This is a genomic window from Micromonospora sp. WMMA1998, assembly GCF_027497375.1.
GTDB lineage: Bacteria > Actinomycetota > Actinomycetes > Mycobacteriales > Micromonosporaceae > Micromonospora > Micromonospora sediminicola.
This window is the reverse complement of sequence record NZ_CP114911.1, coordinates 3616226-3643113: the sequence shown is the minus strand read 5'-3', so window position 1 is coordinate 3643113 and position 26888 is coordinate 3616226. Positions and strand designations below refer to the sequence as shown.

The following is a 26888-nucleotide window of genomic DNA, read 5'->3' as shown; positions in this document are numbered from 1 at the left end:
GCTGGCGACTCCGGATGAACGGGGACGAACGGCCCCACTACGTGATCTGCGGCGCCGACCCGCTGGCCTACTGGGTCGCCCGGTCGCTGCTCGCCACCGACTCGGCCGAGGGGCAGGTGCGGGTCACGCTCGTGGTGCCGGAGCGCCGCCGATCCGAGGGCCCGGACGGGCGGGATGTGCCCGGGGTACGGGTCGTCACGGCCGACCGGCTCGATGAGGCCACCTTCCGCCGGGCCGGGCTGGGCGGCGCGGCCGGGTTGGCCCTGCTGCGCCAGGACGACGTCGGCAACATGCATGCCGCGCTCTGCGCCCAGGAGGTCGAACCCCGGCTACGGCTGGTGGTCCGGATGTTCAACACCGGCCTGGCGGACGGGCTGCGGCAGCTGTTCCCCGACTCGGCGGTCATCTCCGACGCCTCGATGGCCGCCCCGGCCTTCGTCGCCGCCGCGCTGGGCGAGCTGGCCCCCACCCACTTCCGGCACGCCGGCCGCACGCTCTACGTCGCCCGCCGTGTCGACGTACGCCCGGCGGACGTGGTGTGCGGCCTGGCCGTCACCGACGATCCGGAGCTGGTCCGGGTACTGCCCGCGGACGAGGCGGCGGCCGACGTGGTGCTGGCCGAGGCGACCGGCCGGCCGGCCGGCACCGAGCTGGCCGCCCGCCGGTTGGTCCGGGCCCGGCGGCGCCGGCAACCCGTCGAGGTGCTGCTCCGCGCGGTGCGCAGCTTCGCCACCCGCAAGATCGGCGCCGCGGTGCTGGTGCTGCTCGGGGTGATCGTCGCGCTGGGCTGGCTCAATGCCCAGGCCGCCGGCGTCAACTGGAGCGAGGCGCTGTACCTCACCCTGGTCACCACGCTCAGCGGCCAGGACCCGGACGTCACCAAGCCGGTCGCCGCCCAGGTCATGCAGGTGGTGCTCAACCTGGCCGGGCTGGCGCTGATCCCGCTGATCACGGCCGTCGTGGTCGACGGGATCGTGAACGCCCGCCTGGCCCTGCACTCCGGCCGGATCCAGCCGGACCGCTCCGGCCACGTGGTGATGGTCGGGCTGGGCAACATCGGCACCAGGGTGATGGCCCAGTTGCACGACTTCGGCGTCGAGGTGGTGGCCATCGACAAGGACCCGGACGCGCGCGGCGCCGCGCTCGCGCACCGGCTGGGGGTGCCGCTGATCGTCGGCGACGCCGGCCTGGAGGAGACGTTGCGCTCCGCCTCGGTGGACACCTGCCAGGCGCTGGTGGTGGTCTCGACCGACGACGGGACGAACCTGCGTGCCGCGTTGATCGCCCGTTCGCTCGACCCCGACCTGCGGGTGGTGCTGCGGCTGTTCGACGGCGACTTCGCCGAGCGGATCCAGCAGGCGTTCGGCATCGGCATCTCGCGCAGCGTGTCCTACCTGGCCGCGCCGTCCTTCGCGGCGGCCCTGCTGGACCGCGCGGTGATCGCCACCATCCCGGTCGACCGGCACGCGCTGCTGGTCACCGAGGTGCCGGTGGTGGCGGGTTCCCCGCTGGACGGGCGACCGCTCGGCACGGTGGCCCGTCCGGGCGAAGTGCGCCTGTTGGCGCACACCCGCGCCGGCCAGAAGGCCGACTGGTCGGTCGACCCGCGCATGGTGCTGCAGGCCGGCGACCGGTTGACCGTGGTGGCCCGGCGGGCCGGGCTGACCGCCCTGCTCCGGGAGACCACACCCGCGCCGCCGCCCGCGCCGACCGGGCCACCAGCGCCCCGCGAGGCGGCTGAGTGAGCCTGCTCAGCGGTGGCGGAGGGCGTACCAGGCGGCGCCGAGGGCGAGCACGCCGAAGCCGGCGAGCACGCTGGGCAGCGGCAGGTTGACCGCGAGCAGCAGGCAGCCCACCAGTCCCAGGGCCGCGAGCGCCCGCACCGGCAGCTTCCGGGCCGGGTCCCGCCCCAGCGTCAGCGCCGCCGCGTTGGTGATCGCGTAGTAGACCAGCACGGTGCAGCTGGAGAAGCCGATCGCGCCCCGCACGTCGCCGAGCGCCACCACGACGATCACCACGGCGGCCACGGCCAGTTCGGCGCGGTGCGGCACCCGGTGGCGCGGGTGCACCGCCGCCAGGGTCGCCGGCAGGTCGTGGCGGCGGGCCATCGCCAGCGTGGTGCGGCCGACGCCGGCCAGCAGGGAGAGCAGCACCCCGGTCACCGCGACGGCCGCCCCCGCCCGGACCAGCCAGGCCAGCCCGGGGCGGCCCGCTGCCGACACCACCTCGACCAGCGGCGCGGAGGCGGCGGCCAGCCGGTCGGTGCCCAGCACGCCGAGCGCGACCACGGCCAGCGTCAGGTAGACGGCCAGCACCGCGCCGAGCGCGAGCGGCACGGCGCGCGGGATCGTGCGCTCCGGGTCGCGTACCTCCTCGCCCAGCGTGGCGATCCGCGCGTAGCCGGCGAAGGCGAAGAAGAGCAGGCCGGCGGCGGTGAGCACGCCGCGTGCCCCGACGTCGCCGCCGCCGGTGAGCCGGTCGACGGCCACCTGCGGCGCGCCGGTCACCGCCACCACGGCGAGCACGGTGAGCACCACGCCGACCAGGACCCGGGTGGCGGTCGCGGTCCTGCCGACGCCGCGCAGGTTCACCGCGGTCACCGCCACCACCGCGAGGACCGCGACGAGCCGGGCCCGCCCCGGCCACAGGTAGGCCCCGACGGTCAGCGCCATGGCCGCGCAGCTCGCCGTCTTCCCGACCACGAATCCCCACCCGGCCACGAAGCCGGCGAACGGGTGCAGTCGTTGCCGGCCGTAGACGTAGGTGCCGCCGGACTCCGGGTAGCGGGCGGCGAGCCGGGCCGAGCTGGTGGCGTTGCAGAACGCGATGAAACCGGCCAGCGCGAGCGCCACCAGCAGCCCGGCGCCGCCGGCCGCCGACGCGGCGGGCGCGAAGACCACGAAGACGCCCGCGCCGAGCATCGACCCCAACCCGATGACGACCGCGTCGGGTACGCCGAGCCGTCGTGCCAGCCGTTCCACAACCGCAGCCTAGGGGCGGGACGTGAACGACCGGTGCCGCCGGCATGATCCGCCGGCGGCACCGGTCCCGGTTCAGCAGGGCCCGTTGTCGGTCCAGACGCCCTGGCTGTTGGCCCCGGGGACGTCACCCTGGGTCCACCACCGCGCGGTCCACCGGTGCCCGCCGTGGGACACCACAGCGCCGCCGGAGTACGCGGTGCCGGCGGCCCAGGCCGGGGCCGTGCACGCCCCACCCGTGGACGTCGGGGAGGCGGTGGGCGTCGGGGAGCCGGCGCAGGCGCCCTGGTCGGCCCAGACCGCCGCGCTGCCCGGCGTCTCGCCCTGGGTCCACCACTTCGCGCTCCAGGTGTGCCCGCCGTACGAGACGGTCGCGCCGCCGGAGTACGCGGTGGCCGCCGACCACACCGGGGCGGTGCAGGTGCCGCCGCCGGGCGGGGTGGAGCCGCTCGGGCTCGGCGACGGGGTGACCACCGCGCCGCCGCGCGCCCAGTCGCCGGTCAGCGCGTACGTCTGGCCGCCGAAGGCGAGCGTGAGGTTGGCCGGGCCGGAGATCGGGAGTTGGTAGTTCAGCGTCACCTCGGCGTACGCGCCGGGCGCGATGGCGGCCGGCACGGTGAGGCGTACCCGGTTGTGGTCGCCCTTGAGGCCGCCCACGTTGCTGCCGGTGTGGCCGGTGGAGACCGTGGTGAGCGCCCAGCCGGACTGCTGGCTGAGCGTGGCCGGGGTGGTGGTGGGGTAGTCGAACTCCAGCTGGGCGCCGGCCGGGATCGGCGCGCCGGTGTTGTTGGTCAGCCGCAGCTCCGGGTTGATCGGGTAGTTGTTGTCGCCGAGCGCGAAGCCGCCCATGCCGACGGCCACGTCGAGCGTCTTCGTGGGCATGGTGGTGCCGGCCTTGCGGGCCCCGTACGCGGGCGCGGCCTTGAACCTGTCGTAGAGCAGCGTGGTGAGCGTGTCGCCCATGCCGTACTGGCCCTTGGCGGAGTCGTAGGCGTAGTCGCCGGCGAGTTCCCAGATCATCACGCCGCCGACGCCCTTGGCCGTGACCCAGTCGGCCTTGGCGGCGAGCGACTGGTCGTCCTCGGTGGAGAGGAAGACCTTCTTCTCGGCATTCCACAGCCAGGGCGCGACCAGCGCCGACGAGTAGTTCCGGGCGTAGCTGCCGCTGATCCGGTCGGCCGGGTCGGTGGCCGGGGTGAGCCCGTACGCGGTCAGGTAGTCGCCGGTGATGCCCTGCTGGAGGTTCTTCGCGTGCCACATCGGGTTGGCGCCGGCGGGCACCTCGTCGCCGGCGGCGTCGAGGTCGTGCCAGAGGTTGTCGATGCCGACCGCGCCGTTGCCGCAGGGGATGGTGGAGCCGATCGAGCCGCCGGTGCCGGCCGGGCACTTCGTCTGGTCGGGCAGCGCCGCCCGCCCCCACAGGCCGTTGGTGCCGCCGGTGACGCCCTGCCAGCCCCGGGTGTAGTAGGGCACGCCGATGTTCACCCGGCCGCTGGGCAGCGCGCCCCGGAAGTAGTGGTAGGCCCAGTCGGTGTTGAGGTAGCCGATCCCGGAGTACGCGCCGTAGACGCCGCCGGAGGCCAGCTCGGCGTCGTCGCCGTTGTCGTAGAGCGCCGCGTTCGGCCCGACGAAGTGGTTCCACGCGCCGTGCAGGTCGTAGGACATCACGTTGACGTAGTCGAGGTACTGCAACGCCTGGTAGGACTCCATGCCGCGCAGCAGCCACCCGGACGCGGGCGCGGCCACGGTGAGCAGGTAGTGCTTGCCGTCCGCGGCGGCGGCCCGGTCGAGTTTCTCCCGCAGCGTGCGCATCAGCACCTGGTAGGAGGCGTTGAGCCCGGCCCGCTTGGCGTCGGCCTGGGCGAAGTCGAGCGGGTTGCCGGCCTTGTTGTTGGAGGTCGGGTACTCGTAGTCGATGTCGACGCCGTCGATGCCGTAGGTGCGCAGGAACGTGACGACCGAGTCGGCGAACGTGTTGATGCCGGCGGTGTTGACCGTGTTGGTGCCGGTGGTGGTCATTCGGTAGAAGCCGCCGGAGTCCACCCGGTTGCCGGTGTCGTCGATGAAGCCGCCGGTCTCGGCCCAGCCGCCGACGCTGATCAGGGTGCGGACGTTCGGGTGCTGCTTCTTGTACTTGTTGAGCAGGTTGAAGTGCCCGGTGTAGGGCAGGCTCGGGTCCATCTCGGCGCCGGCCACGCCGGGCCAGGTCATGTTCGTGGCCGGGTTGTCCGGCGCGGCCGGGTTGCCGACGGAGATCCGGTTGTTCCCGTCGACGTGGGCGAACGCGTAGTTGATGTGGGTGATCTTCTGCCACGGGATCTGGTTCACCAGGTAGGCGGGTGCGCCGTTGCGGCCGGTGCGCCAGCTGGTGAAGTAGCCGATGATCCGGCGCGGGTGGTCGGCGCCCATCTTCTCCCGGCCCGCGGTGTCGTAGACGGTGCAGTAGGGCACCGCGACCCCGGGCGTGCGGTAGAGCCCGTCGGGCCGGCAGGCCTCGTCGTCGACGACGGCCGACCGCGCGTCCGGGGCGACGGCGACCGCCAGGGCCGCGGTCAGCAGACCGGCGGCGCCCGCCGACAGCCAGCGGCTGATTCGTCTCACCAGCACGTGCACCTCCTACATTTAACAAACTTAACTGTTAAGGTTGCTAAATGTATACCGGCGTCGATGCGTCAGGACAAGAGGCGGGATTCAGCCCAGCTGGTCGGTCGGCCGGGCCCACGGACCGAGCCGCCCGGGCAGCGGCAGGTCGTCCCAGGGCACCCGGTGCAGCAGCCGGTCCAGCAGCAGCCCGAGCAGCAGCCCGGCGAGCGAGTCGGTGAACCAGTGCCAGCCCAGGTAGACGGTGGTGCAGAAGACCACCGCGGGCGGCACCACCCGGACCACGGTGACCAGCCGGGGTCCGACGGCGCGGCCGACCGAGCGCAGCAGCGGGGCCAGCAGGAGGGCGAGCACGCCGTACCAGACGATCGCGTTGGCCACGTGTCCCGACGGGTACGACTGGGCGAACCGCACCGGCAGGTCGTGCTGGAACAGCGGCAGCGTCTGCTCGGCCGGCAGGAACGGCTCCTTCACCGACGCGCTCGGCGCCGGGCGGGCCGTCCACACCTTCAGCGGACCGATCGTGAAGAACGTCAGCACGAACGCGGTCACCGGCGGCAGCACCGGCCGCACCGAGCGCAGCCGCAGCGCGAGCAGCACCCCCAGCCCGGCCGCCAGCAGGGTCAGCGGGGTGCCCTGGCCGAGCAGGTTGAGCGCCATCGCCACCCAGCGGGCGGCGGTCGGGCGGTGTGCGGCCGACCAGTCGGCGACCGCCCGGTCGAGCCCGAACAGATGGTCGGTGGCGAGCGCCACGGTCAGCGCCACCAGGGCCGCGAGCAGCAGCCCGTCGAACCACCACCCGGCCGGTCGGACCGGTCGCAGCCGCAGGTCGCGGCGTACCCCTGAGGTCTGGCGCACGCGACCACGCTACCGGCCGAGCGCGCCGACCCAATCGGTGGCTGTGTGCCGAGCCACGAAGGGAAGCGCGGCGCGGGGGTCACCGGTCACACTGGTTGCCGTGCGGATCACCTCGGCCCTCGTCGACCCGGCGCTGCTCGACCTCCCCTGGTCGACCCCGCTGGAGCAGTGGCCTGCCGAGCACCTGGTGGCGCTGCCCCAGGGCATCTCCCGGCACATCGTGCGGTTCGTCCGGCTCGGCGGCTTCGTCTACGCGGTGAAGGAGACCGGCGAGCGGGTCGCCGAACGCGAGTACGACCTGCTGCGGGCGCTGGAGCGGATCGACTTCCCGTCGGTCGAGGCGATCGCCATCGTGGCCGACCGGCAGACCGACGACGGCGAGCCGCTCGACCCGGTGCTGATCACCCGGCACCTCCAGTTCTCCCTGCCCTACCGCGCGCTGTTCTCCAACACGCTGCGGCCGGAGACGATGAACCGGCTGCTCGACGCGCTGGCCGCGCTGATCGTCCGGATGCACCTGACCGGCTTCTTCTGGGGCGACTGCTCGCTGTCGAACACGCTGTTCCGGCGGGACGCGGGCGCGTTCGCCGCCTACCTGGTGGACGCCGAGACCGGCGCGCTGCACCCCTCGCTCTCCAACGGCCAGCGCGGCGAGGACCTGGAGATCGCCCGGGTCAACATCTTCGGCGAGGCGCTCGACCTCCAGGCCGCCGGCCTGCTGCACGAGTCGATCGACCCCGAGCTGGTGTGCGAGGAGGTCGTGCGGCGCTACGAGCGGCTCTGGCACGAGATCACCTACGAGCAGCAGGTCGAACGCGCCGCCCGGCACGACATCGAGGGCCGCATCCGGCGCCTCAACGAGCTGGGCTTCGACGTCGCCGAGGTGGCCATGTCGACCGTCGACAACGGGCGCTACCTGGTGCGACCCAAGGTGGTCGACGCCGGCTACCACACCCGACGGCTGCTGCGGCTCACCGGCCTGGACGCCGAGGAGAACCAGGCCCGCAAGCTGCTCAACGACCTGGACGCCTACCGGGTGGAGAGCGACCTCACCGACGAGCAGCAGGCGGCGCACCGCTGGCTCACCGAGGTCTTCGAGCCGGTGGTCCGGGCGGTGCCGGCGCACCTGCGCCGCAAGCTGGAGCCGCAGGAGCTGTTCGCACAGATCATCGAGCACAAGTGGCTGCTCTCCGAGCAGGCCGGTCGGGACGTCGGGATGCGCCGGGCCGTGCAGTCCTACCTGGCCGACGTGCTGGTGCACCGCCCGGACGAGCAGGCCGTGCTCGGCGTCGAGGTCCCCACCGCCTGACGGCCGGGTCACTCCACCCAGTCGCCGCCGCGCATCACCCGGACCACGTTCAGGTCGTCGTCCAGCACCACCAGGTCGGCGCGCAGGCCGGTCTGGAGGGCGCCCACCCGGTCGCCGAGGCCGATCGCGCGGGCCGGGGTGGTGGACACCATGCGGCAGGCGTCCGGCAGCGCGACCCCCGCGTCGACCGCGTGCCGCAGGGCGGCGTCCATGGTCAGCGTGCTGCCGGCGATCGCCCCGTCCCGGCTGAGCCGGGCCACGCCGTCGGCCACGGTGACCGCCTGGCCGCCCAGCTCGTACTCGCCGTCGGGCATGCCGGCGGCGGCCATCGCGTCGGTGATCAGCGCGGCCCGTTCCGGGCCGGCGACCGAGGTGGCGAAGCCGAGCATGCCGTCGTGCAGGTGGACGCCGTCGGCGACCAGCTCGCAGACCACGTTCGGGGCCTCCAGCAGCGCCACCACCGGGCCGGGCTCACGGTGGTGCACCGGACGCATCCCGTTGAACAGGTGGGTGCCGACGCTCGCGCCGGCGGCCACCGCCGCGCGGGTCTGCTCCCAGGAGGCGTCGGTGTGCCCGACCGCCGCGACCACACCGCGCCCGACCAGCAGCTCGATCGCCGCCGTCGCGCCGTCCCGCTCGGGGGCCAGGGTGACCATGCGCACCGCGCCGCCGCCCAGCTCGATCAGTTCGGTCAGCTCGGCCGTGGACGGGTCACGGAGGAACTCCGGGTTCTGCGCGCCGCAGCGGTCGGCCGACAGGTAGGGGCCCTCGAAGTGGATGCCGGCGAGCACCCCCTCCTCGACCAGCGGACGGAAGGCCGCGGTGGCGTCCCGCATCAGCGCGAACGGGGAGCTGACCAGGCTGGCCAGCAGCGTGGTGGTGCCGTGTCCGAGGTGGAACGCGGCGGCCTGCCGGGCCGACTCCGGGTCGCCGGTGGTGAACGTGTGGCCGCCCCCGCCGTGGGTGTGCATGTCGACGAAGCCCGGCACGATCCAGTGGCCGTCACGCACCGACGGGTAGTCGGCCACCGCGCTGATCCGGCCGTCCCGGATCTCCACGCAGCCCTGCCGGATGACCCCGGTCGGGGTCACCACCTTGCCGGTCACGCGCGCGGTCATCGGCTCTCCTTCGCCAGGGTGTCCAGGGCCAGCAGGGCGGCGCCCAGGCAGCCGGCCTCGTCGCCGAGGGCGGCCGCGACCAGGCGCGGTTCGCGGTGGAAGGTCAGCCGCTCCCGCAGCGCGTCGCGCAACGGGTCGAACAGCCGGGAGCCGGCCTGGGCGAGCCCGCCACCGAGCACCACTGTCGCCACATCGTAGAGCGCCTGCCCGGTGGCCAGACCGTCGGCGAGCGCCTCGACCGCCTCCCGCCAGACCCGCTCGGCGAGGCGGTCGCCGGTCGCCGCCCGGTCGGCCACCTCGGCGGCGGTCGCCGGTGTGCCGGCCAACTCGGTGTAGCGACGGCCGATCGCCGAGGCCGAGGCCACCGCCTCCAGGCAGCCGGCCCGGCCGCAGCCGCAGGGCGGGCCGCCGGGGCGTACCAGGATGTGGCCGATCTCCCCGGCGGCGCCGTGCGCGCCGACGGCGGCCGACCCGTCGACCACGTGCGCGGCGGCGATGCCGGTGCCGATCGCGACGAAGAGCACGTGCCCGGCGTCCCGGCCGGCGCCGAGCCGGGCCTCGGCCAGGCCGCCCACCCGCACATCGTGGCCGAGCGCCGCGGGCAGGTCGAGGCGCGTGGCCGCCAGGTCACCCAGCGGTACGTCCCGGAAGCCCACGTTGGCCGACCAGACCGCCACCCCGCGGGCCTCGTCGACCACCCCGGGCACGGCGATGCCGCAGGCCACCGGCGTGAGGCCGGCGGCGCGCGCCTTCCCCGCCAGCCCGTCGGCCACCTCCAGGACGGTGTCGACCACGGCGTCCGGGCCGCGCTGGGCGTCGGTGGCGTGCCGTTCGGTGTGCACGGTCGTGCCGTCCGGCCGGACCAGGGCGCACTTCATTCCGGTGCCGCCCACGTCCAGCGCGACGACGACCTCGTCGCCGCCCCTCACGCCGTCTGCCAGCCGGGCATGCGCTCATGGCCCTCGCTGCGCTCGGTGCGTTCGCTCATGCCAGAACCACGGACCGGGTGAGATGCCTCGGCGCGTCGGGGTCGAGACCTCGGCTGGTGGCGAGCGCGACGGCGAAACGCTGGGCCAGGATCAGGTCGGCCATCGGGTCGACCGGGTTGCGGCCGGCCGCCCAACTGGTCAGCACCGTGCGGCAGCCGTGCGTGCGGCTGTGCACGAACGCGGCGCCGGTGGCCGCCACGTCCTCCGGCAGACCGTCCGGGATGTCGCCGAACGCCCAGACCAGCCGGCCCGGGGCGGCGACCGAGATGGGGCCGTGCCGATAGTCCATCGCCGGGTACGCCTCGGCCCAGAACGTGGCCGCCTCGCGGCACTTCAGCGCCGCCTCCTGGGCCAGACCCACGGTCCACCCGCGACCGAGGAAGGTGACCTGCTCGATGCGGGCCGGGTCGATCGGCAGCGGCACCCGGACGGCGACCTCGGCGTCGGCGGCGAGCCGGCCGAGGTCCTCACCGAGGTGTGCGCGGAGCAGCGCGAGCGCGGTGGTGGCGAAGCGGGTCTGCACGACCGAGCGCTCGTCGGCGAAGGGCAGCGCGACCGTGGCGTCGGCCAGGGCGACGGCGGGGGAGTCCGGGTCGCCGACCAGGACCGTGGTGGGGATCCGCCCGCGCAGCGCGGCGAGCAGGTCGAGCACCTCGGTGGTGGTGCCGGAACGGGTGATCGCGATCAACCGGTCGTAGCGGCGGCCGGTGGGGAACTCGCTGGCCTGGAAGGCGTCCGTCTCGCCCTGGCCGGCGCCCTCGCGCAGCCCCGCGTACGCCGCCGCCATGAACCACGACGTGCCGCAACCGACCACCGCGACCCGCTCGCCGGGGCGCGGCAGCTGCCCGGCGACGGTCGGGGCGAGCCGGGCCGCCTCCCGCCAGCAGTCGGGCTGGCTCGCGATCTCCGCGTGCACGAACGCCATGACAACTCCTCGCCAGGGGAGACCTTGCGCAATAGGGCGCGATACAGCCGTCTTTCGCGCGTCATTCTGCGCGAAGTCGGGTGGCTGTGGCAACCGTCTCCCGGTTCGCGCAGCACAGGGTTTTGCGCAGACCCAGTTTCGCGCACTACTGTGCACGCAATCAATCACCGTTCGTGCACAGTCAGGGGAGGCCCCCGCGGTGGACCGCTACGCGCGCTGGAACGCGCTGCTCGAGATGCTGACCGACAGCGGCCGGGTCAGCGTCGAGGAGGCGGCCGAGCGGCTCGACGTCTCCCAGGCCACCATCCGGCGGGACTTCGACCAGCTCGCCCAGCAGCAGATGATCACGCGGACCCGAGGCGGCGCGGTCGCCAACGGCGTCTCCTACGACCTGCCGCTGCGCTACAAGACGGCCAAGCACTCGGCGGAGAAGCAGCGGATCGGCGCCGCCGCCGCGGCGCTGGTCACCCCGGGCACCGTGGTGGGGCTCAACGGCGGCACCACCAGCACCGAGGTGGCCCGCGCCCTGGCGGTCCGTCCGGATCTCAACACCAGTGCCGAGGGCGCCCAGCTCACCGTGGTCACCAACGCGCTGAACATCGCCAACGAGCTGCTGGTGCGCTCGCGGATGAAGGTGGTGGTGGCCGGCGGCGTGGTGCGGCCCAAGTCGTTCGAGCTGGTCGGCCCGCTGGGCGGGGCGCTGCTGCGCGAGGTCACCCTGGACGTCGCCCTGCTCGGCGTGGACGCGATCGACCCGCAGCTCGGCGCCGCCGCCCACCACGAGGGTGAGGCGGCCATGAACAGCCTCATGGTGGCCCGGGCCAAGCGGGTCGTGGTCATCGCCGACTCGTCCAAGCTGGGCGGGCACGCGTTCGCCCGGATCTGCCCGGTGGACCGGATCGAGACGCTGGTGACCGACTCCGGTGCTTCCCCCACGGTGGTGCAGGCGTTCCGGGACGCGGGCGTGCACGTCGTCTGCGCCTGAGGTGCAAGGAAGGGCCCCCGGTTAACGCCTCCGGTAGAGGAGGGGCCCCTTTTTAACACGCCGACACGTGCATACCCGGTATTGCCTTCGCGTGCATACCGCGTATGGTGTCGCTGTCACCTACTCATCGGGGGAGGTCAGCTGTGTCGGCTGTCCTGGAGATCGAGGGTCTCCGCAAGACGTACCGGAGCCGGAAACGCGGGGTACGCCACGCGCTCGACGGCTTCGACATGCGGGTCGAGGCCGGCCAGGTGCACGGCTTCCTCGGCCCGAACGGCTCGGGCAAGACCACCACGCTGCGTACGCTGCTCGGGCTGATCCGCCCCAACGGCGGCCGGATGGCGATCCTCGGCCAGGAGTTGCCGCACGCGCTGCCGGCGGTCGCCGGGCAGGTCGGCGCCATCGTGGAGAGCCCGCAGTTCTTCCCGCACTTCTCCGCGCGGGACACCCTGGGCCTGCTCGCCCAGGCCGGCGAGCTGCCCAGGCAGCGGGTCGACGAGGTGCTGGAGCTGGTCGGGTTGCGCGACCGGGCCGGCGAGCGGGTGAAGACCTACTCGCTCGGCATGAAGCAGCGACTCGCCGTCGCGTCGGCGCTGCTCAAGAACCCGAAGCTGCTGATCCTCGACGAGCCGGCCAACGGCCTCGACCCGGGCGGCATCCGGGAGATGCGCGGGCTGATGCGCGGGTTGGCCGAGTCCGGGATGACCGTGGTGCTCTCCAGCCACATCCTGGGCGAGATCCAGCTCATCTGCGACTCGGTCACCATCATCTCGCTCGGCCGGCGGGTCGCGTACGGGCCGGTCGAGGAGGTGCTCGCGGCGCACTCGCAGGGCAGCGTGCGGGTGCGGCTGGAGGCGGTCAGCGACCTGCCCCAGGCCGCCGCGACGCTGACCCGCTCCGGCATCCGGGTCGCGGCCAGCGAGGCCGACCACCTCATGCTGTCGGGCGTGGACAAGCCGGCCGAGGTCAGCCGGCTCCTCGCCGAGCAGGGTCTCTACGTCAGCGAGCTCACCCCGGTCGCGGTCGACCTGGAGAGCGTCTTCCTCGAACTGACCGCGACCGCGCCGGTCCCCGGCCAGCACCGTCAGGTCGATCAGTCCGCCAAGGTCGACCAGACCGGCACCGCGGGAGGTTGGGGCGCATGAGCCTGTTCGTCACCGAGCTGCGCCGGCTCGGCAAGCGCCGGCTCACCCGGCTGCTGCTCGTCCTGCTGCTGGTCGGGCTCGCCACCGTCGCCACCGCGTTCAGCTTCTCCAGCCACAAGCTCTCGCCCGAGGTGGTCGCCGCCGCGCAGGCGGAGTCCGACGCCCAGTACAAGCGGTCGGTGGAGGACTGGAAGCGCACCGTGGCCGACTGCGAGGCCGCCCAGGCCCGCGGCGAGCAGACCGAGGAGCGGTTCGGCCCGAACTGCGGCAAGGACTACCAGCCGCAGCCCGAGATGTTCGACCCGAAGTGGAACCTGCCCTACCAGTTCGACTTCCGGGCCGAGTTCCCCACGTTCATCGCCGTCTTCGCCGGGGCCGTGGCGCTCTTCGCGTTCATCGTCGGCGCCTCCTTCGTCGGTGCCGAGTGGAACACCGGCGGCATGATGAACCTGCTGCTCTGGCGACCGAAACGGCTCGCCGTGCTGGGTACGAAGCTGGCCGCCCTGCTCACCACCGTGCTCGGCGTGACAGTGGTGCTCGGCGCGCTCTGGACGGCGGCGTTCTGGCTGATCGGCACGTCCCGCGGCACCACCGCGAAGATGACCGCCGGCGTCTGGCGCTCGATCGGGCTGGACGGGCTGCGGGCGGTGGCGCTGGTGCTGGTGGTCGGCGCGGTGGCCTTCGCGCTCGCCTCGCTGGGTCGGCACACCGCCATGGCCCTGGGCGCGGCGGTGGCGGTCTTCGCGATCAGCGAGATCGGCATCCGGATCGCGGTCGGCGTGCTCTCGGTGCCGTTCGGCGACCGCTACGTGCTCTCCACGTACGCCCAGTCGTGGTTCTTGAAGCAGGCGGAGCTGTTCGACTACGACACCTGCCAGTTCGCCAAGGGCGCCTGCGAACCGGCCAAGTACGTGGTGACCTGGCAGCAGTCGGCAGTGGTGTTCGGCGTCGGGGCCGTGGCGGCCCTGGTCGGGGCGTTCTGGACGATGCGCCGGCGGGACATCTCCTGACCGCCGTCCGCGCCGCCGGCCGACGCCGGCGGCGCGGACCGCGCGTGCGATGCGGCCGGGGACGGCCCTGGTTACGCTGGGGTCCCCCCGGCCGGCGCGTACCCCGCGCCGGTCATCTGCCGTCGGAGAGGAGCGCCGTGTCCGCCGACGCCACCCCACGGGCCACCGACCGGGCCGAGCCGTCCACCCCGGACGCGCCGCCCACCGTCCCCCCGCCCCGCTCGGCGCCGCCGGTCGAGTCCGCGCCGCCCGACGAGGCGCCGTCCCCCGACGCGGCCGAGCCGGTCGGGCAGGAGCCGGTCGCCGGGCTCACCGAGCGGGAGCGGCGGATCCTCGCCTTCGAGTCCCGCTGGTGGAAGCACGCCGGCGCCAAGGAACAGGCCATCCGGGACACCTTCGGTCTCTCCGCGACCCGCTACTACCAGCTGCTCAACGCGTTGCTGGACCATCCGGCCGCGCTCGCCGCGGAGCCGGTGCTGATCGGCCGGCTGCGGCGGCTCCGCTCGTCGCGGGCACGCAACCGCCGGCGCTGACCGGCCTCACTTCTCGTACGTGCGCAGCCCGTTGCCGATGGCGAAGAAGGTTGGCGCCCACTCGCCGATGAAGATGCCCCAGCGGTCCGCCCGCGCCACCCCGGCACGCTCCAGGCTCTTGGAGAGGAACCAACTCGTGAATGAGAGCCCGATACTGACGAACCCGGCGACGTAGGCGTGCTCCGCCCGGATTCCCGACTCGTGCAACCGTTCCAACATCGCGACCCCCTGGCGCTCGTTCGGACCCGATCGGGGATGACGCTACCGGCTGCGCCGATGCGGTGACGCAAGGTTGCCGAGATGTGCCGGTGGGGCGAGGTCGCATGGCCCCGCGCCCCCCGGGTAGGCGGCGTGCGACGACGGAGGGAGTGCAGCGATGGGTGCACCGGACCGCCGGTACGCGACCGGCAGCAGCCCGGCCCGGGCGGTGGGGCAGGCGCCGCTGATGCGGGTGCGCTCCGCCTCCGACCCGGCGCCCGGCCGGCCGGAGAACGAGGACGTGGTCTTCCGGTTCGGTCCGCTGGTCGGCGTCCTCGACGGGGCGACCGTGCCGGAGGGCTTTGACACCGGATGCGTCCACGGCCCGGCCTGGTACGTCCGTCACCTGGCCGCCCGGATCGGCGTGGCGGTCGCCGCCCGACCCGGTGCGACGCTGATGAGCAGCCTGGCGGCGGCGATCCTGGCGGTACGGGCCGACCACGGCGGGGTGTGCGACCTCGACCACCCGGGGACCCCGTCGTCGACCGTGTGCCTGCTGCGCGAGGGTGGCGACCGGGCCGACTACCTGGTGCTCTGCGACAGCCCGCTGGTGCTGCAGACCGACCGGGAGGTCGAGGTGGTCACCGACGACCGGTTGGAGACCGCGCTGGCCGACCTGCGGCGCGTCGCCGCCGCGCTGCCCGACGACGAGGTCGACCCGACGGTCCGGTTCCGGCGCGCGATGAGCGTGCAGCGGACGCGGATGAACCGCACCCACGGCTACTGGGCGGCGGCCGCCGATCCGGACGCCGCCTACCACGCGGTGACCGGCGCGGTCCCGCTGCGCGGGCCGGGTGCGCTGCGCCGCGTGGCGCTGCTCAGCGACGGAGCCTCCTGCGCGGTCGAGCAGTTCGGCCTCTTCGACTGGGCCGGCCTGCTGGAGGTGGCGGCCGTGGAGGGGCCGGAAGGGCTGATCGACCGGGTCCGCGTGGCCGAGCGGGACCACCCCGACCGGCTGCGCCGGCGCAAGCGCAGCGACGACGCCTCGGTGGCGCTCTGCGAGTTCGGACCGGTCGGGTGAGCACGCTCACGCCGGAACGGACCGGTCGGATGACAACGCAGCGTGAGGCGGAACACCCCGGGGGTACGACCGGCCGACCCGCTCCGCCGTACCGGCAGTAGGTCCCCAAAGGGGTGGACGCGCGGCGGAACGGGCGGCAGACTGCGGCTCGTGACGGGTGCGGTACGGCTGGAGCCGGTGGACGAGCGCAACCTGGAGCCGTTGCTCTCCGTAGCGGCGGCCGAGGCTGAGCCGGAGGACGTGATGCCCCCGGTGGACGCTCCGGCCGGCTGGTCGTTGGCCCGTCGGGACGCCTTCCGTGAGTTCCACCGGGCCAGCTCCGGCGGTCTGGCCGGCCCGACCCGCACCGCCATGTACGCCGTCGTCTCCGGCGGCGAGGTGGTCGGGATGGTGCGGATGGCCCGCCGCGACGAGCCCGGGGTGGTGGAGACCGGCATGTGGCTGGGCCGGTCGGCCCGGGGGCGGGGCCTGGGTGCCGCCGCGCTGCGGGAGTTGCTGCACGTCGCTGCGGCGGCCGGAATGCACACGGTCGTCGCGGACACCACGCCGGACAATGCCGGCGCTCTTTCCGTTCTTCGTCGATGCGGCGCGGAATTGCACGAAGAGAACGGCAAGGTGCACGCCAGAATGTGTCTCGACTCGACCATTCCGAGCCACTGAACACACGCTTGCCGCAAGGCAATCATTCTGTGTTCTCCCTGCTCATTTAGGCTTCGGTGCGATTTTCATCCTTTTCTGCGACACCATTCGCATTCCCCAAGGAAATGTTTCGCACATGTGCTGACGGGTACTGCCCGCCGGGTCCGCTGATGGCGGGACACCGGTCGCAGGCCCTTTTTCGCTGATCCCCGGCAGCTGTCTCCCGGGTTTGCTCCAGCATGTGGTGTCCCTTCCGCCGGGGAGCGAAGGAGAACTGATGAAGAGCGGAGCTCGGATCGCCCTGGCGGTCGGTTTCGGATATGTCCTCGGCCGCCGCAGGAAGCTGCGGACCGCACTCACCCTGGCCGCCGCCGTCGCGGCCGGCCGGGCCAGCCAGAACCCCGGCGGCCTGAAGCAGATGGCCACCGGCCTGCTCGGGTCCAGCCCTCAACTGGGCAACCTCGGCAAGCTCGGCGCGCCGCTGGTCACCGCCGGCCGGGCCGCGGCGACCGCCGCCGCCGGCAGCGGCATCGACGCGGTCAGCGGCAGGCTGCGCAGCGGCGCCGACGCGTTGCGCCGCCGCTCCGGCGAGCAGCCGGCGGACGAGCGCTCGGCGCCCGACGAGGAGCAGGAACTCGACGAGCAGCCCATGGTCGACGACGACGAGGACCGCGACGACGAGGACCGGGCCGAGCGGCCGGCGCCGGTCCGTCCTGGACGGGGGCGGTGACGATGGCCCCCACCAGCCTCACCGACCGGGCACGTGAACAGATCGGCGACGAGCTGCGCAACCTCGCCTCCGCGATCGGGGAACGGGCCGTGCAGGTGGTCACCGAGCGGGTCACCGGCGCCACCGGTCGACTCAGCGAGTACGCGAAGCAGGGCGGCGGTCCCGGCCTGGTCGCCGCGGCCACCGGCGCGCAGAAGCTCGCCGACGGCAACTCCCCGCTGAAGGCCATGTTCCATGCCGGCGTGGCCGGCGGTAAGGAGAAGCTGATGTCGGCGTTCGGCGGCGGCAAGGGTGGCAAGGGCGGCGGCAAGAAGCTCAAGGTCACCAACATCGTCGAGACCATCGAGGTCGGCGTGCCGGTCCGGGTGGCCTACAACCAGTGGACGACGTTCGGCGACTTCCCGAGCTTCATGAAGAAGGTCGAGCAGGCCGACAACGACGAAGACGAGAAGATGACCTGGAAGGCGCAGGTCCTCTGGTCGCACCGGACCTGGGAGTCGACCATCGTCCGGCAGATCCCGGACCGGCTCATCCACTGGCGGTCGAAGGGCGAGAAGGGCTCCGTCGACGGAACGGTCAGCTTCCACGAGGTCGGCCCCGAGCTGACCAAGATCCTGGTGGTGCTGGAGTACCACCCGCAGGGTCTGTTCGAGCACACCGGCAACCTCTGGCGGGCCCAGGGTCGCCGCGTGCGGCTGGAGCTGAAGCACTTCGTCCGGCACGTGATGACCGAGACCGTGCTCGACCCCGACTCCGTCGAGGGCTGGCGCGGCGAGATCGAGGACTCCCAGGTGGTCAAGGACCACGAGACCGCGCTCCGCGAGGAGCAGGAGGGCCGCGCCGAGAAGCCGGAGACCGAGTCCGAGGAGCCGGAGGAGGAGCGCCGACCCGCCGAGCGTGGCCGCCGCCGGCCCCCGGCACGCCGTCGCCCCACGCCCGCGGAGGAGGAGTACGCGGACTACGACGACGGCGAGGACTTCGAGGACGACGAGTACGACGAGGAGCCCGAGGAGGAGGAGCCGCCGCGTCGGCGGCAGCCCGAGCGGGCCCGCCGCCCGCAGCGCGCGGAGCGGGAACCCCGCGAGGAGCGGGCCCGTCGTGCCCCCGAGGCGCCCCGCCGTCCGGTGGTCCGCCGTCGGCGTGAGGAGCGTGGGGAGTGAGCGTCGCCGCGACGGCCGGGAGTCCCGGCGGCGCTGCCCACCGACTGAGCCGTCACCGCCGGGTGGCGGCGTACGACTCGAGGTGGGCGAGCTGCACCGGATCGAGCGACGGGCGTACCCGGGCGCGGGCCGCCTCGACGTGCGCCGCGGTGACCGTGCGGGCGCTCAGCGACTCGCGCATCGCGGCCAGCGCCGCCTCCCGCACCAGCGCCGCGCAGTCGGCCGCGGAGAAGCCGTCCAGGTCGCCGCCGAGCGCGTCGAGGTCCACCTCCGGCGCGAGCGGCACGTTCCGCGCCGCCGCCCGGAGGATCTCGGTCCGGGCCGGACCGTCCGGCGGGGGCACGTAGACCAGGCGTTCCAGCCGGCCGGGACGCAGCAGCGCCGGGTCGACCAGCTCCGGCCGGTTCGTCGCGCCGACCACCACCACGTTGCGCAGCGCCTCCACCCCGTCCAGCTCGGTGAGCAGCGCGGCGACCACCCGGTCCGTGGTGCCGCCGTCGGTGGCCTGGCCGCGTACCGGGGCCAGGGCGTCCACCTCGTCCAGGAAGACCAGGGTGGGCGCCGCCTCCCGGGCCCGGCGGAACAGCTCGCGGACCGCGCGTTCGCTCTCGCCCACCCACTTGGAGAGCAGTTCGGCGCCCTTCACCGACAGCACGTTCGCGCGCCCGGAGCCGGCCAGCGCGGTGACCAGGTAGGTCTTCCCGCAGCCGGGCGGCCCGTAGAGCAGCACCCCGCGCGGCGGCGTCACACCCAGCCGGGCGAACGTGTCCGGATAGGTCAGCGGCCAGAGCACCGACTCGGTCAACGTCTGCCGGACCTCGTGCAGCCCGCCCACGTCGTCCAGCGTCACCGACGCCAGCTCCAGCGTGGAGGCGGCCATGGTGGTCGGCCGGACCACCTCCAACGCGGCGGTGAAGTCGGCCATCGCCACGGTCGGCGTCTCCGCCGTCTTCTGCCGCAACGCGGCCCGCACCCCGGCCTCCCGGACCAGCGCCGCGAGGTCCGCGGCGACGAAACCGGGGGTACGCGCCGCCACCTCGTCCAGCCGGACGTCGCCGGCCAGCGGCACCTGGCGGGTGAGCACTGTCAACTGCTCCCGGCGCAGCGCCGGGTCGGGCAGCGGCACGGTGATCCGCAGGGCCAGCAGGTCCGGGCCGCGCAGCGCCGGGTCCACCGCCTCGGGGCGCGCGCTGGTGCAGACCACCGCCGCGCCGGCCCGTACCGTCTCGGCGACGACCTGCCGGAACACCGTGGCCAGCGGGCCCGGCTCGTCGGCCGGGGCGATCGCCTCCACGTCGGTGACCAGCAGCACGGCGGGTCCGCCGGCGCGTACCGCCGAGGCCGCCTCGCGCAACCGTCGGGCCGCCGCGTCGGCGGTCGACGCGGCCAGCTCCGGTGCCCAGAGCGGACGGATCCGCGCGCCCACCCGGGCGGCGACGGCGCGGACCAGCGCTGCCTTGCCCGAGCCCGCCGGGCCCTCGACGAGAACCCCGAGCGAGACGGTGGTGCCCAGTCGGCCCAACACCTCGCCGTGGTGGAAACCCAGGTCGAGCAGCTCGGTCAGCTCCTCGGCCTGGGCCCGCAGGCCGGGCAGCTCGTCCACGTCCGGCGCGTCCTCCGGACCGAGCAGACCCTCCGCCGCCGTCGCGACGGGCGCGGAGTCGGGCACCTCCGCCGGGCCGGAGCCGCGGGTGGCCGGGCCGTGTTCCCAGCCCACCACCGTGTCCATGGTGACCAGCGCGCCGGTCGCCGGCTCGGCCGCGACCACGGTGAGCAGGGTGCTGGTCCAGGCGTACCCGACGGAGCTGGCGAGGCTGCGCCGCGCCGCCTCGACCAGGCCGCGCACGGCGGCGTCCGGGAGCACGTCCTGCGGCAGCAGCGAGACGTCGTCGCCGGCGGTGACCACCTTGCCCAGCAGCGCGAGCCGCAGCATCTCCGGCGGAACCGCGGCGACCACCGCGGCCGGGCCGGCCACTGTCACCCGGCGCGCCGGGGCGGCTTGCAGCGGGCTCACCGTGACCTGCCCGCCGGCCCGCACGCCGAGGTTGCCGAGCAGCAGGTCGTCGGCGTACAGCAGGGCGCTGCTGGTGCCCGGCTCGGCGGCGGCCGCGATGCCGGCGGTCACCCGGCGACCGGTCAGGCGCACCGGGTCGCCGGGGCGCAGGGCCAGCGCGGTCAGCACCTCGGGGTGCAGGCGTACGACGCCCCGGCGGGCGTCCAGCGCGGCCGGCCGCAGGCTCGCGGTCAGGGTCAGGTCGGGTTCCGCCACCCGCCGACAGTAGCCGCCGGCACCACACCCCGCCGGGGGTCAGCGCGGGCCGGGGTCCTCCAGCAGGGACGGGTCCCGGCGGATCATCTCGGCGAGCCGGGCCGCCGGGTCGGTGTCCAGCGGGTCGTGCCCGGGGGCGGGCACCGTCTTCACCGACATCGGCCAGGCCGGCGGGGGCGCCGGCGCGGCGGCCGGGCCGACCGTCACCGCCGGGCCCGCCCAGGAGACCCGCAGCGGGTACGCCTGGCCGCCCAGCTCGACCCGGAGCGTCACGTCGAGCCCGGGATGCTCGGCGACCACCCGTCGGACCGCCTCGGCGACCTCCTCGACCGGGTCCCGCCGGTGTGGCGCCTCACCGCCCCGCAGCCGGTACGCGCCGTGCCCGGCGCGCCGGTCCGGCGGCCCGTCCGGCAGCCCGTCGGCGACGCCACCCCGTTCGGCCGCTTCGGCCGGCTCGCCGGGCGGCGGCTCCCGTCGGCGCCGCGCCTCCTCGCGCCGAGCCAGCCGGGCCAGTGTCTCGTCCAGATCACCCCTCATCGCGTCCACCCCCTTCGCCAGAAAACGGACCGGACCGAGCGTCGGTTCAACCCTCCCGGGACCGGGTCGCCCGGTCCAGCGCCCGGTCCAGGACGACCAGCAGGGCGTCCCGGACGGAGAGCCGGTCCCGGGCGTCGAACTGCACCAGTGGCACGTGCTCGGCGATCGCCAGCGCCCAGCGGATCGACGGCAGGTCCAGCGCCAGCTTCCCGTCGAAGGCGTTGACGCCGACGGCGAACGGCAGTCCGGCCCGCTCGAAGAAGTCGATCGCGGGATAGCAGTCGTCGAGCCGGGCGCTGTCCACCACCACCAGCGCGCCGAGCGCGCCCCGGGCCAGGTCGTCCCACATGAAGCCGAACCGGGCCTGGCCGGGCGTGCCGAAGAGGTAGAGCTTCAGGCTGCGGTCGATGGTCACGCAGCCGAAGTCCATCGCCACCGTGGTGGTGGTCTTGCCGGCCACCCCACCCGGATCGTCCACGCCGATGCCGGCGCTGGTCATCTCCGCCTCGGTGGTCAGCGGCGCGATCTCGGAGATGGCGCCCACGGTGGTCGTCTTGCCGACCCCGAAGCCACCGGCGATGAGGATCTTCACCGGGATCGGCGGGCGGGGCGCGGGCGCCCGTCGCACGATCGGGGCCGGTTCGCCGGGCACGCCGGGGGGCCGGTACGGCAGCGGCGGCGGCGCCGGCGGGGGCGGTGTGGCCCGACCGATCAGCGGGGCCGGCCCGCCGTAGCGGGTGGGGGCGCTGTTCGCGGACGGCCCGCCCAGGGCCGCCGCCGGCCATTCAGGAGATCGCACGGAGTCCATCAATCACTCGCAGGATGATGTCGGGATCGAGGGCGTCGTCGACGTCCGCGACGTGCACGTCGAGATGACCGGCGGCGCGCAGGTCGCCGACCAGCACCCGGGTCACCCCGAAGTGCATCCGGGTACGGGCGGAGATCTCGGCGACCGAGACCGGCTCGGCGCAGATCGCGACGATCGCCGCCAGCTCCGGGGCCAGCCGGGCGGTCACCGCCCAGGTGCCGCTGCCCGCGCGGGCGGTCACCTGGGTCTCCAGGCCGATCGCCGGGTCACCGTCCACCCGTCCGGCGGTGAGCACGAACGGGCGTGGGCCGGTCGGCTCCCCATCGACCGCGTCCGGCTCGTCGACCGGGGCGGACGCGCGCAGGAAGGGACGGATCCGGACGCCGGGTTCCGGCTCCGGGTCCCCGCCGGCGGCCCCCGGGATCATTGCTGGACGGCGTTCTTCAGCTCGGCGATCAGGCGGGGGCTCAGGGCGCCGCCGGCGCGGCCCGCGAAGAGCGTCATCTCGTACGCCACGGTGCCCAGGTTGGCCGAGCGGTCGGCGACCACGCCGAGGACCGAACCGCTGCTGATCGCGCTGATCAGCAGGTAGCCCTCGGCCATGTCGACGATCACCCGGTTGAGCGCGCCCAGCGCGTACCAGCTCGCGGCACCGCCGGCGAGGCTGGTCATGCCGGAGACGACGGCGGCGAGGCGCTCCGCGTTGGACCGGTCCTTGATGGCGGACATGGCCATCAGCAGCCCGTCCGAGGAGACCGCGATCGCCTCCATCACCCCGGCGGTGCTGGAGGTGAACGAGTCGAGCAGCCAGTTGAAGGTACGCGCCTCGGGGCTGAGGTCGCCGGTGGAGCTCTGTTCGACGTTGTCGTGCAGGAACGGGCTGGTCACCGTGATGGATCCTCTTCGTAGCGACGGTCGGTACTGACTTCGCGCAGAGCACGGGCGACGCCCGCCTCGAACTCGGTGATGAGGTTGCGGACCTCGACGGGGTCGCCGGGGTCGGAGCTGGCCGGGGGCGCGGCCGGCACCGGGGAGACGGCCAGGTTGGCTCCGGGCACCCGCCGGCTGAGCCGGGGGCGTCCCGGCGTCGGCGGGGCCGGGGTGACGTCGTCCTCGGCCCGGCGTACGCCGTCCTGGAACGCCTCGACCAGCGCCCGGACCGAGGCCGGGTCGGCGGGGACTCCGATCAGCGGCCCGGTGGCCGGGCCGGCGGGGGCCGCCGGGGTGCCCGTGGGCAGGTTCGCCCCGGGCACCCGCTTGCGGATCGGCCGGGTGCCGGCCGGTCCGGGTCGCCCGGCCGGCGGGCCGACCGGGGCCGGTCCGGTGGACGGCCGGCCGGCCGGGGGCACCGGCGGTGGGCCGGCCGGCGGGAAGGCGGGGCCGGGCGGCAGGCCGTCGGACGGTACGCGGGCGGGGCCGGTCGTCGGCCCGGCGGCCGGGGGAGCGGCCGGTGCCGGGCCGACGACCGGTGTCGGCGGGGTCGGGGCGGCGGGGTACGGAGCCGGGCCGGCGGGTGGCGTGGTCGCCGGGCCGGCGGCGGGCGGCCAGGCCGGCGGCGGCCCGGCGGTGGGGAAGCGAAGATCGTCGACCGGCGCGCCGCCGGCCGGGGCGGCCACCGGCACGTCCCGCGGACCGGCCGGGTCCGGGGTGTCGGGCTGACTGCCGAACGCGTCCCACGACTCGCCGGTGGCGATGCTGCGGGTGGCCCGGGTGAGCAGTTCGGCGTCGAACCCGGCCGGTTCGACGGCGGCCGGCGGGGTGTCGACCGGCCGACCGTCGGCGGGCCGGCCGGGTGCCGGCGCCTCGGTGGCCGGTGCCGGCTGCCGCTCCGCGGGTGCGACGGTGGCCCGGGCCGCCGTGGCGGAGGGGCGCTCCGGCCGGCGGACCACCAGCGAGGCGGCCGGGATCTCCACGCCGGCGGTGACCCCGCCGCCCGAGGTCGCGGCCAACCGGACCGTCCAGCCGTGCCGGCGGGCCAGCCGGCCCACCACGAACAGGCCGAGCACCTCGGTCGGCGCGAGGTCGAGCCGTTCCCGCCGGGTGAAGCGGGCGTTCTCCTCGGCGAGCCGCTCGGCGGCGAGGCCGATGCCGTGGTCGACCACGGTGAGGCGGGCGCCGCCGTCGGTCAGCTCGCCGGCCACCACCACCCGGGTGTGCGGCGGTGAGAAGGAGGTGGCGTTCTCCATCAGCTCGGCCAGCGCCAGCACCAGGTCGCCGGCGATCGCGGGCGCGGCCGAGACGCCGGGTGGCACCTGCACGTCGACCCGGGTGTAGTCCTCGATCTCGCCGAGCGCGAGCCGCACCACGTCGGCCAGCGGGACCGGCGCCACGTGTCCGTCCGAGCCGGTGGCGCCGGAGAGCACCACCAGGCTGCCGGCGTTGCGGCGCAGCCGGCTGGAGATGTGGTCGAGCCGGTAGAGGTGCTCCAGCCGGGCCGGGTCGGCCTCCTGCCGTTCCAGCCGGTCGATGAGCGCGATCTGGCGGCCGACCAGGTTCTGCGTACGCCGGCCGACGTGGCCGAACATCTGCGCCACGTTGCGCCGGCCGGCCACCTGCCGCTCGACCAGCCGGGCGGCGGTGTGCTGCACCCGCTCGAACGCGCGGGCCAGGTCGCCGATCTCGTCCCGGGCGTCGACGTCCACCGGGTCGAGGCGTACCGGTGGCACCGACTCGGTCTCGTCGTCGGCGACCCGGGTCAGCTCGGCCTCGGCGACCCGGGCGACGCGTTCGGCGGACCGGGTGAGCCGGCTCAGCGGCCGGGCCACCGTCCGCGCCACGGCCATGCTCAGCAACACCACGAGGAGCAGGATCAGGACCGCCGCGACGCTGACCAGCCAGGCCGCGGTCAACGCGGTCCGCTGCTCGGTGCGGGTCTCCGCGATCACGTCCGCGACGACCTTCTTCTCCACGAACTGGCCCAGGGTGATCATCGAGCGGACCGAGGGGAAGAGCGCTTCCAGCGGCACCGGCGCGATCGCCCCGATCGGGTCCCGGACGCTGTCGACCAGGAACGTCGGGCTGGTCCGGGCCGCCACGGCCGCGTCGTCCAGCCGGGCCAGCTTGAGCTGCTCCGGCGTGATCAGCTTGCGGAACCGCTGGTTGTCCACGTTGAGCGCGGCCATGCAGGCGATGTACGAGCCGGCCACCTTCGCGTCGCCGGTCGCCTTGACCAGCACGATCTGGGTGGCGCAGGAGCTCAGCCCCTCGTCGGCGCGCAGCAGCGCGTCCAGGGCGAGCACCTGCCGCCCGGCCGCGGTGTCGGTGTCCACCTGGAACGGCAGCCGCAACGACTCGATCAGGGCGGTGTCGACCGCGGCGAACGCGGTGAGGATCTGTTCCGGTGCGGCCCGGCCGGCGAGCACGGCGGTGCGGACGTCGGCCAGCGTGCGTACCCCGTCGAGGGCCGTGCGGACCGGTGCCGGCAGCGTCTCGGCGCGCAGGTCGGCGACCCGGTCGTCGACGGTGACGGACTTCTGGACCAGTTCGGTGCGGGTGACCCGGCCGAGCAGCAGCCCGATCGAGAGCAGGCGTTCCTGCTGGAGGTCCTGGACCAGGCTGCCGATCCGGCTGGCGACGCGGACGGTCTCGGCGGTGTCGGCGGCGCGCTGCGCGGTGGTCACCCGGTCGACGACCACCGGCACGGCCAGCCCGACCATGCTGAGCAGCGGGATGATCACCAGCAGGGCGAGCTTGCCCCGGATCCGCAATCTAGCGAGCAGCATCGAACGGCCTCCACCGCTCGGCGTCGCCGCCGCCGACCGTGACGGGCTGGCGGTCGGCGGGCCGGGTCGCGACCGGCTGGTCCGGGCGGCCGGTCGGCGGCCGCCCGGCCTCGGCCGGCTCCCGCGCCTCGGTGGAGCGGTGCCGGCCCCGGCGCAGCGCGGCGAGCTGGACCACGGCGAGCCCGGCCAGCAGCGCCACCGCGACCCCGGCCGCGATCCGGGCCAGGAGCCGGTCCCGGTCGAGCGTGTCCAGCCGCTCCTGCAGCAGCGCGTCGAGCTGGTCGAGGATCACCGTGCGGAGTTCCTTGGCGGCGTTCTGGGCGGTCAGGCCGGCGTTGGTGAGCTGGTCGGTGCTCGGCGCGGCGCGCCCGGCGGTGGGTGCGGAGAACGCGGTGAACGCCTCCAGCGAGCGCTGGTAGGTGTCCAGCGGGGTGAGCACGTTGGCGCCCAGGTCGGTGCTCTCCGAGCTGTCCACCGCCGAGCGCAGGTCGGCGACCAGGTCCATGGCGGGGCCGAGCGCGGCGACCCGCAGCTCGGCCAGCTCGGTGCCGGTCTTCACCCGCTCGGCGGCGGGGCGGGCGGGGGCCAGCCGGACCAGGTCGGCGAGCCGGCCGGCCAGCACGGTCGCGGTGGGCAGGTCGCCGCCGATGCCGTCCTGGAGGAAGAAGGAGTCGGCCCGGGGGTCGCGGATCAGGCCGGAGCTCTCCCGCACCTTCCGGTAGAGGGCCAGCAGCAGGTCGGTGGCCTCCCCGTACGCCCGGTAGGCCGCCTCGGGGTCGCCGAGACCGCGGTCCGGCAGCGCCTCCAGCTTGGCCCGCAGCCCGGCCCAGCGCTCGTGACTGCGCAGCTCGTCGCCGACCTCGGTGTCCACCTCGGCCGCCCGCTCGATCGCGGCGTTGAGCGCCGCGCGGGAGACCGGCGCCCCGGCGACGGCGGTGGACTGGGCCTCGACCAGCGCGTCGGTGACCGGCCCGAGGGCGCGCAGGTAGCGGACTCCGAGGCGTTCCCGGGTCGCCAGGTCGTGGTCGTCGGCGGTGGTGCCGGAGGCCTGGGCGAAGAGCAGACCGAGCGGGGCGATCAGCGCCAGCACCAGCAGCAGGGGCAGGACACGGCCCGGTACGGAGGGCCGCCGACGGACCCGCGGCGCGGGAACTGTCATGGTCTGTCTCCTCCGGCGACGGCAGGGTGATGCGGTGCCCCGGGAGGTCGCCGTACGCAGTCCCGTGCACCGGACCGGAAAAGTAGCCGAACCGGGCGTGGTCGGAACCTCGGTCGATGAGTCGGCTTCACGTC

24 protein-coding genes are annotated in these 26888 nt (G+C 74.5%); 10 read left to right on the top strand and 14 right to left on the bottom strand.

Annotation, left to right across the window (positions count from 1 at the left end; all coding sequences use genetic code 11):
• The first annotated feature begins 14 nt into the window (after positions 1-14).
• Entirely contained in the window at positions 15-1745 is a 1731-nt protein-coding gene (locus O7600_RS16390; protein WP_281594176.1) for an NAD-binding protein, read from the top strand.
• Between the two features lie 6 nt (positions 1746-1751).
• Here O7600_RS16390 and O7600_RS16385 read toward each other — a convergent pair whose 3' ends face one another.
• The 3 genes from O7600_RS16385 to O7600_RS16375 form a co-directional block, all read right to left on the bottom strand.
• The gene (locus O7600_RS16385; RefSeq protein WP_281588339.1) at positions 1752-2981 is read right to left on the bottom strand and encodes an APC family permease; all 1230 of its coding nucleotides are present in this window, start codon (positions 2979-2981) and stop codon (positions 1752-1754) included.
• Positions 2982-3053: 72 nt separating this feature from the next.
• Entirely contained in the window at positions 3054-5585 is a 2532-nt protein-coding gene (locus tag O7600_RS16380) for a glycosyl hydrolase family 18 protein (protein ID WP_281588337.1), read from the bottom strand.
• Between the two features lie 84 nt (positions 5586-5669).
• Complete coding sequence (locus tag O7600_RS16375; RefSeq protein WP_348651383.1) at positions 5670-6407, bottom strand: phosphatase PAP2 family protein; 738 nt, start codon at positions 6405-6407, stop codon at positions 5670-5672.
• Between the two features lie 130 nt (positions 6408-6537).
• Between O7600_RS16375 and O7600_RS16370 the strand changes: the two genes are divergently transcribed.
• Positions 6538-7746: a DUF4032 domain-containing protein gene (locus O7600_RS16370; RefSeq protein ID WP_281588333.1), complete on the top strand. Its 1209-nt coding sequence runs from the start codon at positions 6538-6540 to the stop codon at positions 7744-7746.
• An 8-nt stretch (positions 7747-7754) separates the two neighbouring features.
• On the opposite strand, the gene nagA is transcribed toward O7600_RS16370, so the two are convergent.
• The 3 genes from nagA to O7600_RS16355 are packed head-to-tail and all read right to left on the bottom strand — an operon-like array spanning position 7755 to position 10778.
• Positions 7755-8864, bottom strand: a complete 1110-nt coding sequence (gene nagA, locus O7600_RS16365) for an N-acetylglucosamine-6-phosphate deacetylase (RefSeq protein ID WP_281588331.1) — start codon at positions 8862-8864, stop codon at positions 7755-7757.
• Positions 8861-9793 (bottom strand): ROK family protein, encoded by a 933-nt coding sequence (locus O7600_RS16360; RefSeq protein ID WP_281588329.1) that lies wholly within the window; start codon positions 9791-9793, stop codon positions 8861-8863. The genes nagA and O7600_RS16360 overlap by 4 nt, the downstream gene beginning before the upstream one ends.
• A 55-nt stretch (positions 9794-9848) precedes the next feature.
• Complete coding sequence (locus tag O7600_RS16355) at positions 9849-10778, bottom strand: sugar isomerase (protein WP_281588327.1); 930 nt, start codon at positions 10776-10778, stop codon at positions 9849-9851.
• Positions 10779-10977: 199 nt separating this feature from the next.
• Between O7600_RS16355 and O7600_RS16350 the strand changes: the two genes are divergently transcribed.
• The 4 genes from O7600_RS16350 (at position 10978) to O7600_RS16335 (ending at position 14451) form a co-directional block, all read left to right on the top strand.
• Positions 10978-11763 carry a DeoR/GlpR family DNA-binding transcription regulator gene (locus O7600_RS16350; RefSeq protein WP_281588325.1) on the top strand — a complete coding sequence of 262 codons (786 nt, stop codon included), beginning with the start codon at positions 10978-10980 and terminating at the stop codon, positions 11761-11763.
• Positions 11764-11906: 143 nt separating this feature from the next.
• Positions 11907-12908 (top strand): ATP-binding cassette domain-containing protein, encoded by a 1002-nt coding sequence (locus O7600_RS16345; RefSeq protein ID WP_281588323.1) that lies wholly within the window; start codon positions 11907-11909, stop codon positions 12906-12908.
• Positions 12905-13918, top strand: a complete 1014-nt coding sequence (locus O7600_RS16340; RefSeq protein ID WP_099163465.1) for an ABC transporter permease subunit — start codon at positions 12905-12907, stop codon at positions 13916-13918. Before O7600_RS16345 ends, O7600_RS16340 begins: the two co-directional genes overlap by 4 nt.
• Before the next feature lie 137 nt (positions 13919-14055).
• A complete protein-coding gene (locus tag O7600_RS16335) occupies positions 14056-14451 on the top strand; it encodes a DUF3263 domain-containing protein (RefSeq protein ID WP_281588320.1) in 396 nt (131 codons plus the stop codon).
• Positions 14452-14457: 6 nt separating this feature from the next.
• Here O7600_RS16335 and O7600_RS16330 read toward each other — a convergent pair whose 3' ends face one another.
• Entirely contained in the window at positions 14458-14670 is a 213-nt protein-coding gene (locus tag O7600_RS16330; protein ID WP_091569036.1) for a hypothetical protein, read from the bottom strand.
• A gap of 157 nt (positions 14671-14827) precedes the next feature.
• Between O7600_RS16330 and O7600_RS16325 the strand changes: the two genes are divergently transcribed.
• From O7600_RS16325 to O7600_RS16310, 4 genes are all read left to right on the top strand, one after another.
• Positions 14828-15730, top strand: coding sequence for a hypothetical protein (locus tag O7600_RS16325; RefSeq protein ID WP_281588318.1), 903 nt, complete (start codon positions 14828-14830; stop codon positions 15728-15730).
• 150 nt (positions 15731-15880) lie between these two features.
• Positions 15881-16390 carry a GNAT family N-acetyltransferase gene (locus O7600_RS16320; protein ID WP_281588316.1) on the top strand — a complete coding sequence of 170 codons (510 nt, stop codon included), beginning with the start codon at positions 15881-15883 and terminating at the stop codon, positions 16388-16390.
• 256 nt (positions 16391-16646) lie between these two features.
• Positions 16647-17099 (top strand): hypothetical protein, encoded by a 453-nt coding sequence (locus O7600_RS16315; protein WP_281588314.1) that lies wholly within the window; start codon positions 16647-16649, stop codon positions 17097-17099.
• A gap of 2 nt (positions 17100-17101) precedes the next feature.
• The gene (locus tag O7600_RS16310) at positions 17102-18259 is read left to right on the top strand and encodes an SRPBCC family protein (RefSeq protein WP_281588312.1); all 1158 of its coding nucleotides are present in this window, start codon (positions 17102-17104) and stop codon (positions 18257-18259) included.
• A gap of 52 nt (positions 18260-18311) precedes the next feature.
• Here O7600_RS16310 and O7600_RS16305 read toward each other — a convergent pair whose 3' ends face one another.
• From O7600_RS16305 to O7600_RS16275, 7 genes are read right to left on the bottom strand one after another with little or no spacing between them, the layout of a single operon-like run.
• Positions 18312-20528, bottom strand: a complete 2217-nt coding sequence (locus O7600_RS16305; RefSeq protein WP_281588310.1) for an AAA family ATPase — start codon at positions 20526-20528, stop codon at positions 18312-18314.
• Between the two features lie 39 nt (positions 20529-20567).
• Positions 20568-21065: a hypothetical protein gene (locus O7600_RS16300; protein ID WP_281588308.1), complete on the bottom strand. Its 498-nt coding sequence runs from the start codon at positions 21063-21065 to the stop codon at positions 20568-20570.
• Positions 21066-21111: 46 nt separating this feature from the next.
• On the bottom strand, positions 21112-21873 hold the full coding sequence (locus O7600_RS16295) for an ATP/GTP-binding protein (protein WP_176558981.1): 762 nt from the start codon (positions 21871-21873) through the stop codon (positions 21112-21114).
• Complete coding sequence (locus tag O7600_RS16290) at positions 21851-22300, bottom strand: DUF742 domain-containing protein (RefSeq protein WP_281588305.1); 450 nt, start codon at positions 22298-22300, stop codon at positions 21851-21853. Before O7600_RS16290 ends, O7600_RS16295 begins: the two co-directional genes overlap by 23 nt.
• Positions 22297-22761, bottom strand: coding sequence for a roadblock/LC7 domain-containing protein (locus O7600_RS16285; protein ID WP_091569071.1), 465 nt, complete (start codon positions 22759-22761; stop codon positions 22297-22299). Before O7600_RS16285 ends, O7600_RS16290 begins: the two co-directional genes overlap by 4 nt.
• Positions 22758-25595: an ATP-binding protein gene (locus O7600_RS16280; RefSeq protein WP_281588302.1), complete on the bottom strand. Its 2838-nt coding sequence runs from the start codon at positions 25593-25595 to the stop codon at positions 22758-22760. The genes O7600_RS16285 and O7600_RS16280 overlap by 4 nt, the downstream gene beginning before the upstream one ends.
• Positions 25582-26754 (bottom strand): hypothetical protein, encoded by a 1173-nt coding sequence (locus O7600_RS16275; RefSeq protein WP_281588300.1) that lies wholly within the window; start codon positions 26752-26754, stop codon positions 25582-25584. Before O7600_RS16275 ends, O7600_RS16280 begins: the two co-directional genes overlap by 14 nt.
• Positions 26755-26888: the final 134 nt, after the last annotated feature.

Coding starts and splice junctions, on each gene's coding strand:
- O7600_RS16390 (WP_281594176.1), top strand. CDS start 15: ATGAACGGGGACGAACGGCCCCACTACGTGATCTGCGGCGCCGACCCG.
- nagA (WP_281588331.1), bottom strand. CDS start 8,864: ATGACCGCGCGCGTGACCGGCAAGGTGGTGACCCCGACCGGGGTCATC.
- O7600_RS16355 (WP_281588327.1), bottom strand. CDS start 10,778: ATGGCGTTCGTGCACGCGGAGATCGCGAGCCAGCCCGACTGCTGGCGG.
- O7600_RS16340 (WP_099163465.1), top strand. CDS start 12,905: ATGAGCCTGTTCGTCACCGAGCTGCGCCGGCTCGGCAAGCGCCGGCTC.
- O7600_RS16330 (WP_091569036.1), bottom strand. CDS start 14,670: ATGTTGGAACGGTTGCACGAGTCGGGAATCCGGGCGGAGCACGCCTAC.
- O7600_RS16325 (WP_281588318.1), top strand. CDS start 14,828: ATGGGTGCACCGGACCGCCGGTACGCGACCGGCAGCAGCCCGGCCCGG.
- O7600_RS16315 (WP_281588314.1), top strand. CDS start 16,647: ATGAAGAGCGGAGCTCGGATCGCCCTGGCGGTCGGTTTCGGATATGTC.
- O7600_RS16310 (WP_281588312.1), top strand. CDS start 17,102: ATGGCCCCCACCAGCCTCACCGACCGGGCACGTGAACAGATCGGCGAC.
- O7600_RS16300 (WP_281588308.1), bottom strand. CDS start 21,065: ATGAGGGGTGATCTGGACGAGACACTGGCCCGGCTGGCTCGGCGCGAG.
- O7600_RS16295 (WP_176558981.1), bottom strand. CDS start 21,873: ATGGACTCCGTGCGATCTCCTGAATGGCCGGCGGCGGCCCTGGGCGGG.
- O7600_RS16290 (WP_281588305.1), bottom strand. CDS start 22,300: ATGATCCCGGGGGCCGCCGGCGGGGACCCGGAGCCGGAACCCGGCGTC.
- O7600_RS16280 (WP_281588302.1), bottom strand. CDS start 25,595: ATGCTGCTCGCTAGATTGCGGATCCGGGGCAAGCTCGCCCTGCTGGTG.
- O7600_RS16275 (WP_281588300.1), bottom strand. CDS start 26,754: ATGACAGTTCCCGCGCCGCGGGTCCGTCGGCGGCCCTCCGTACCGGGC.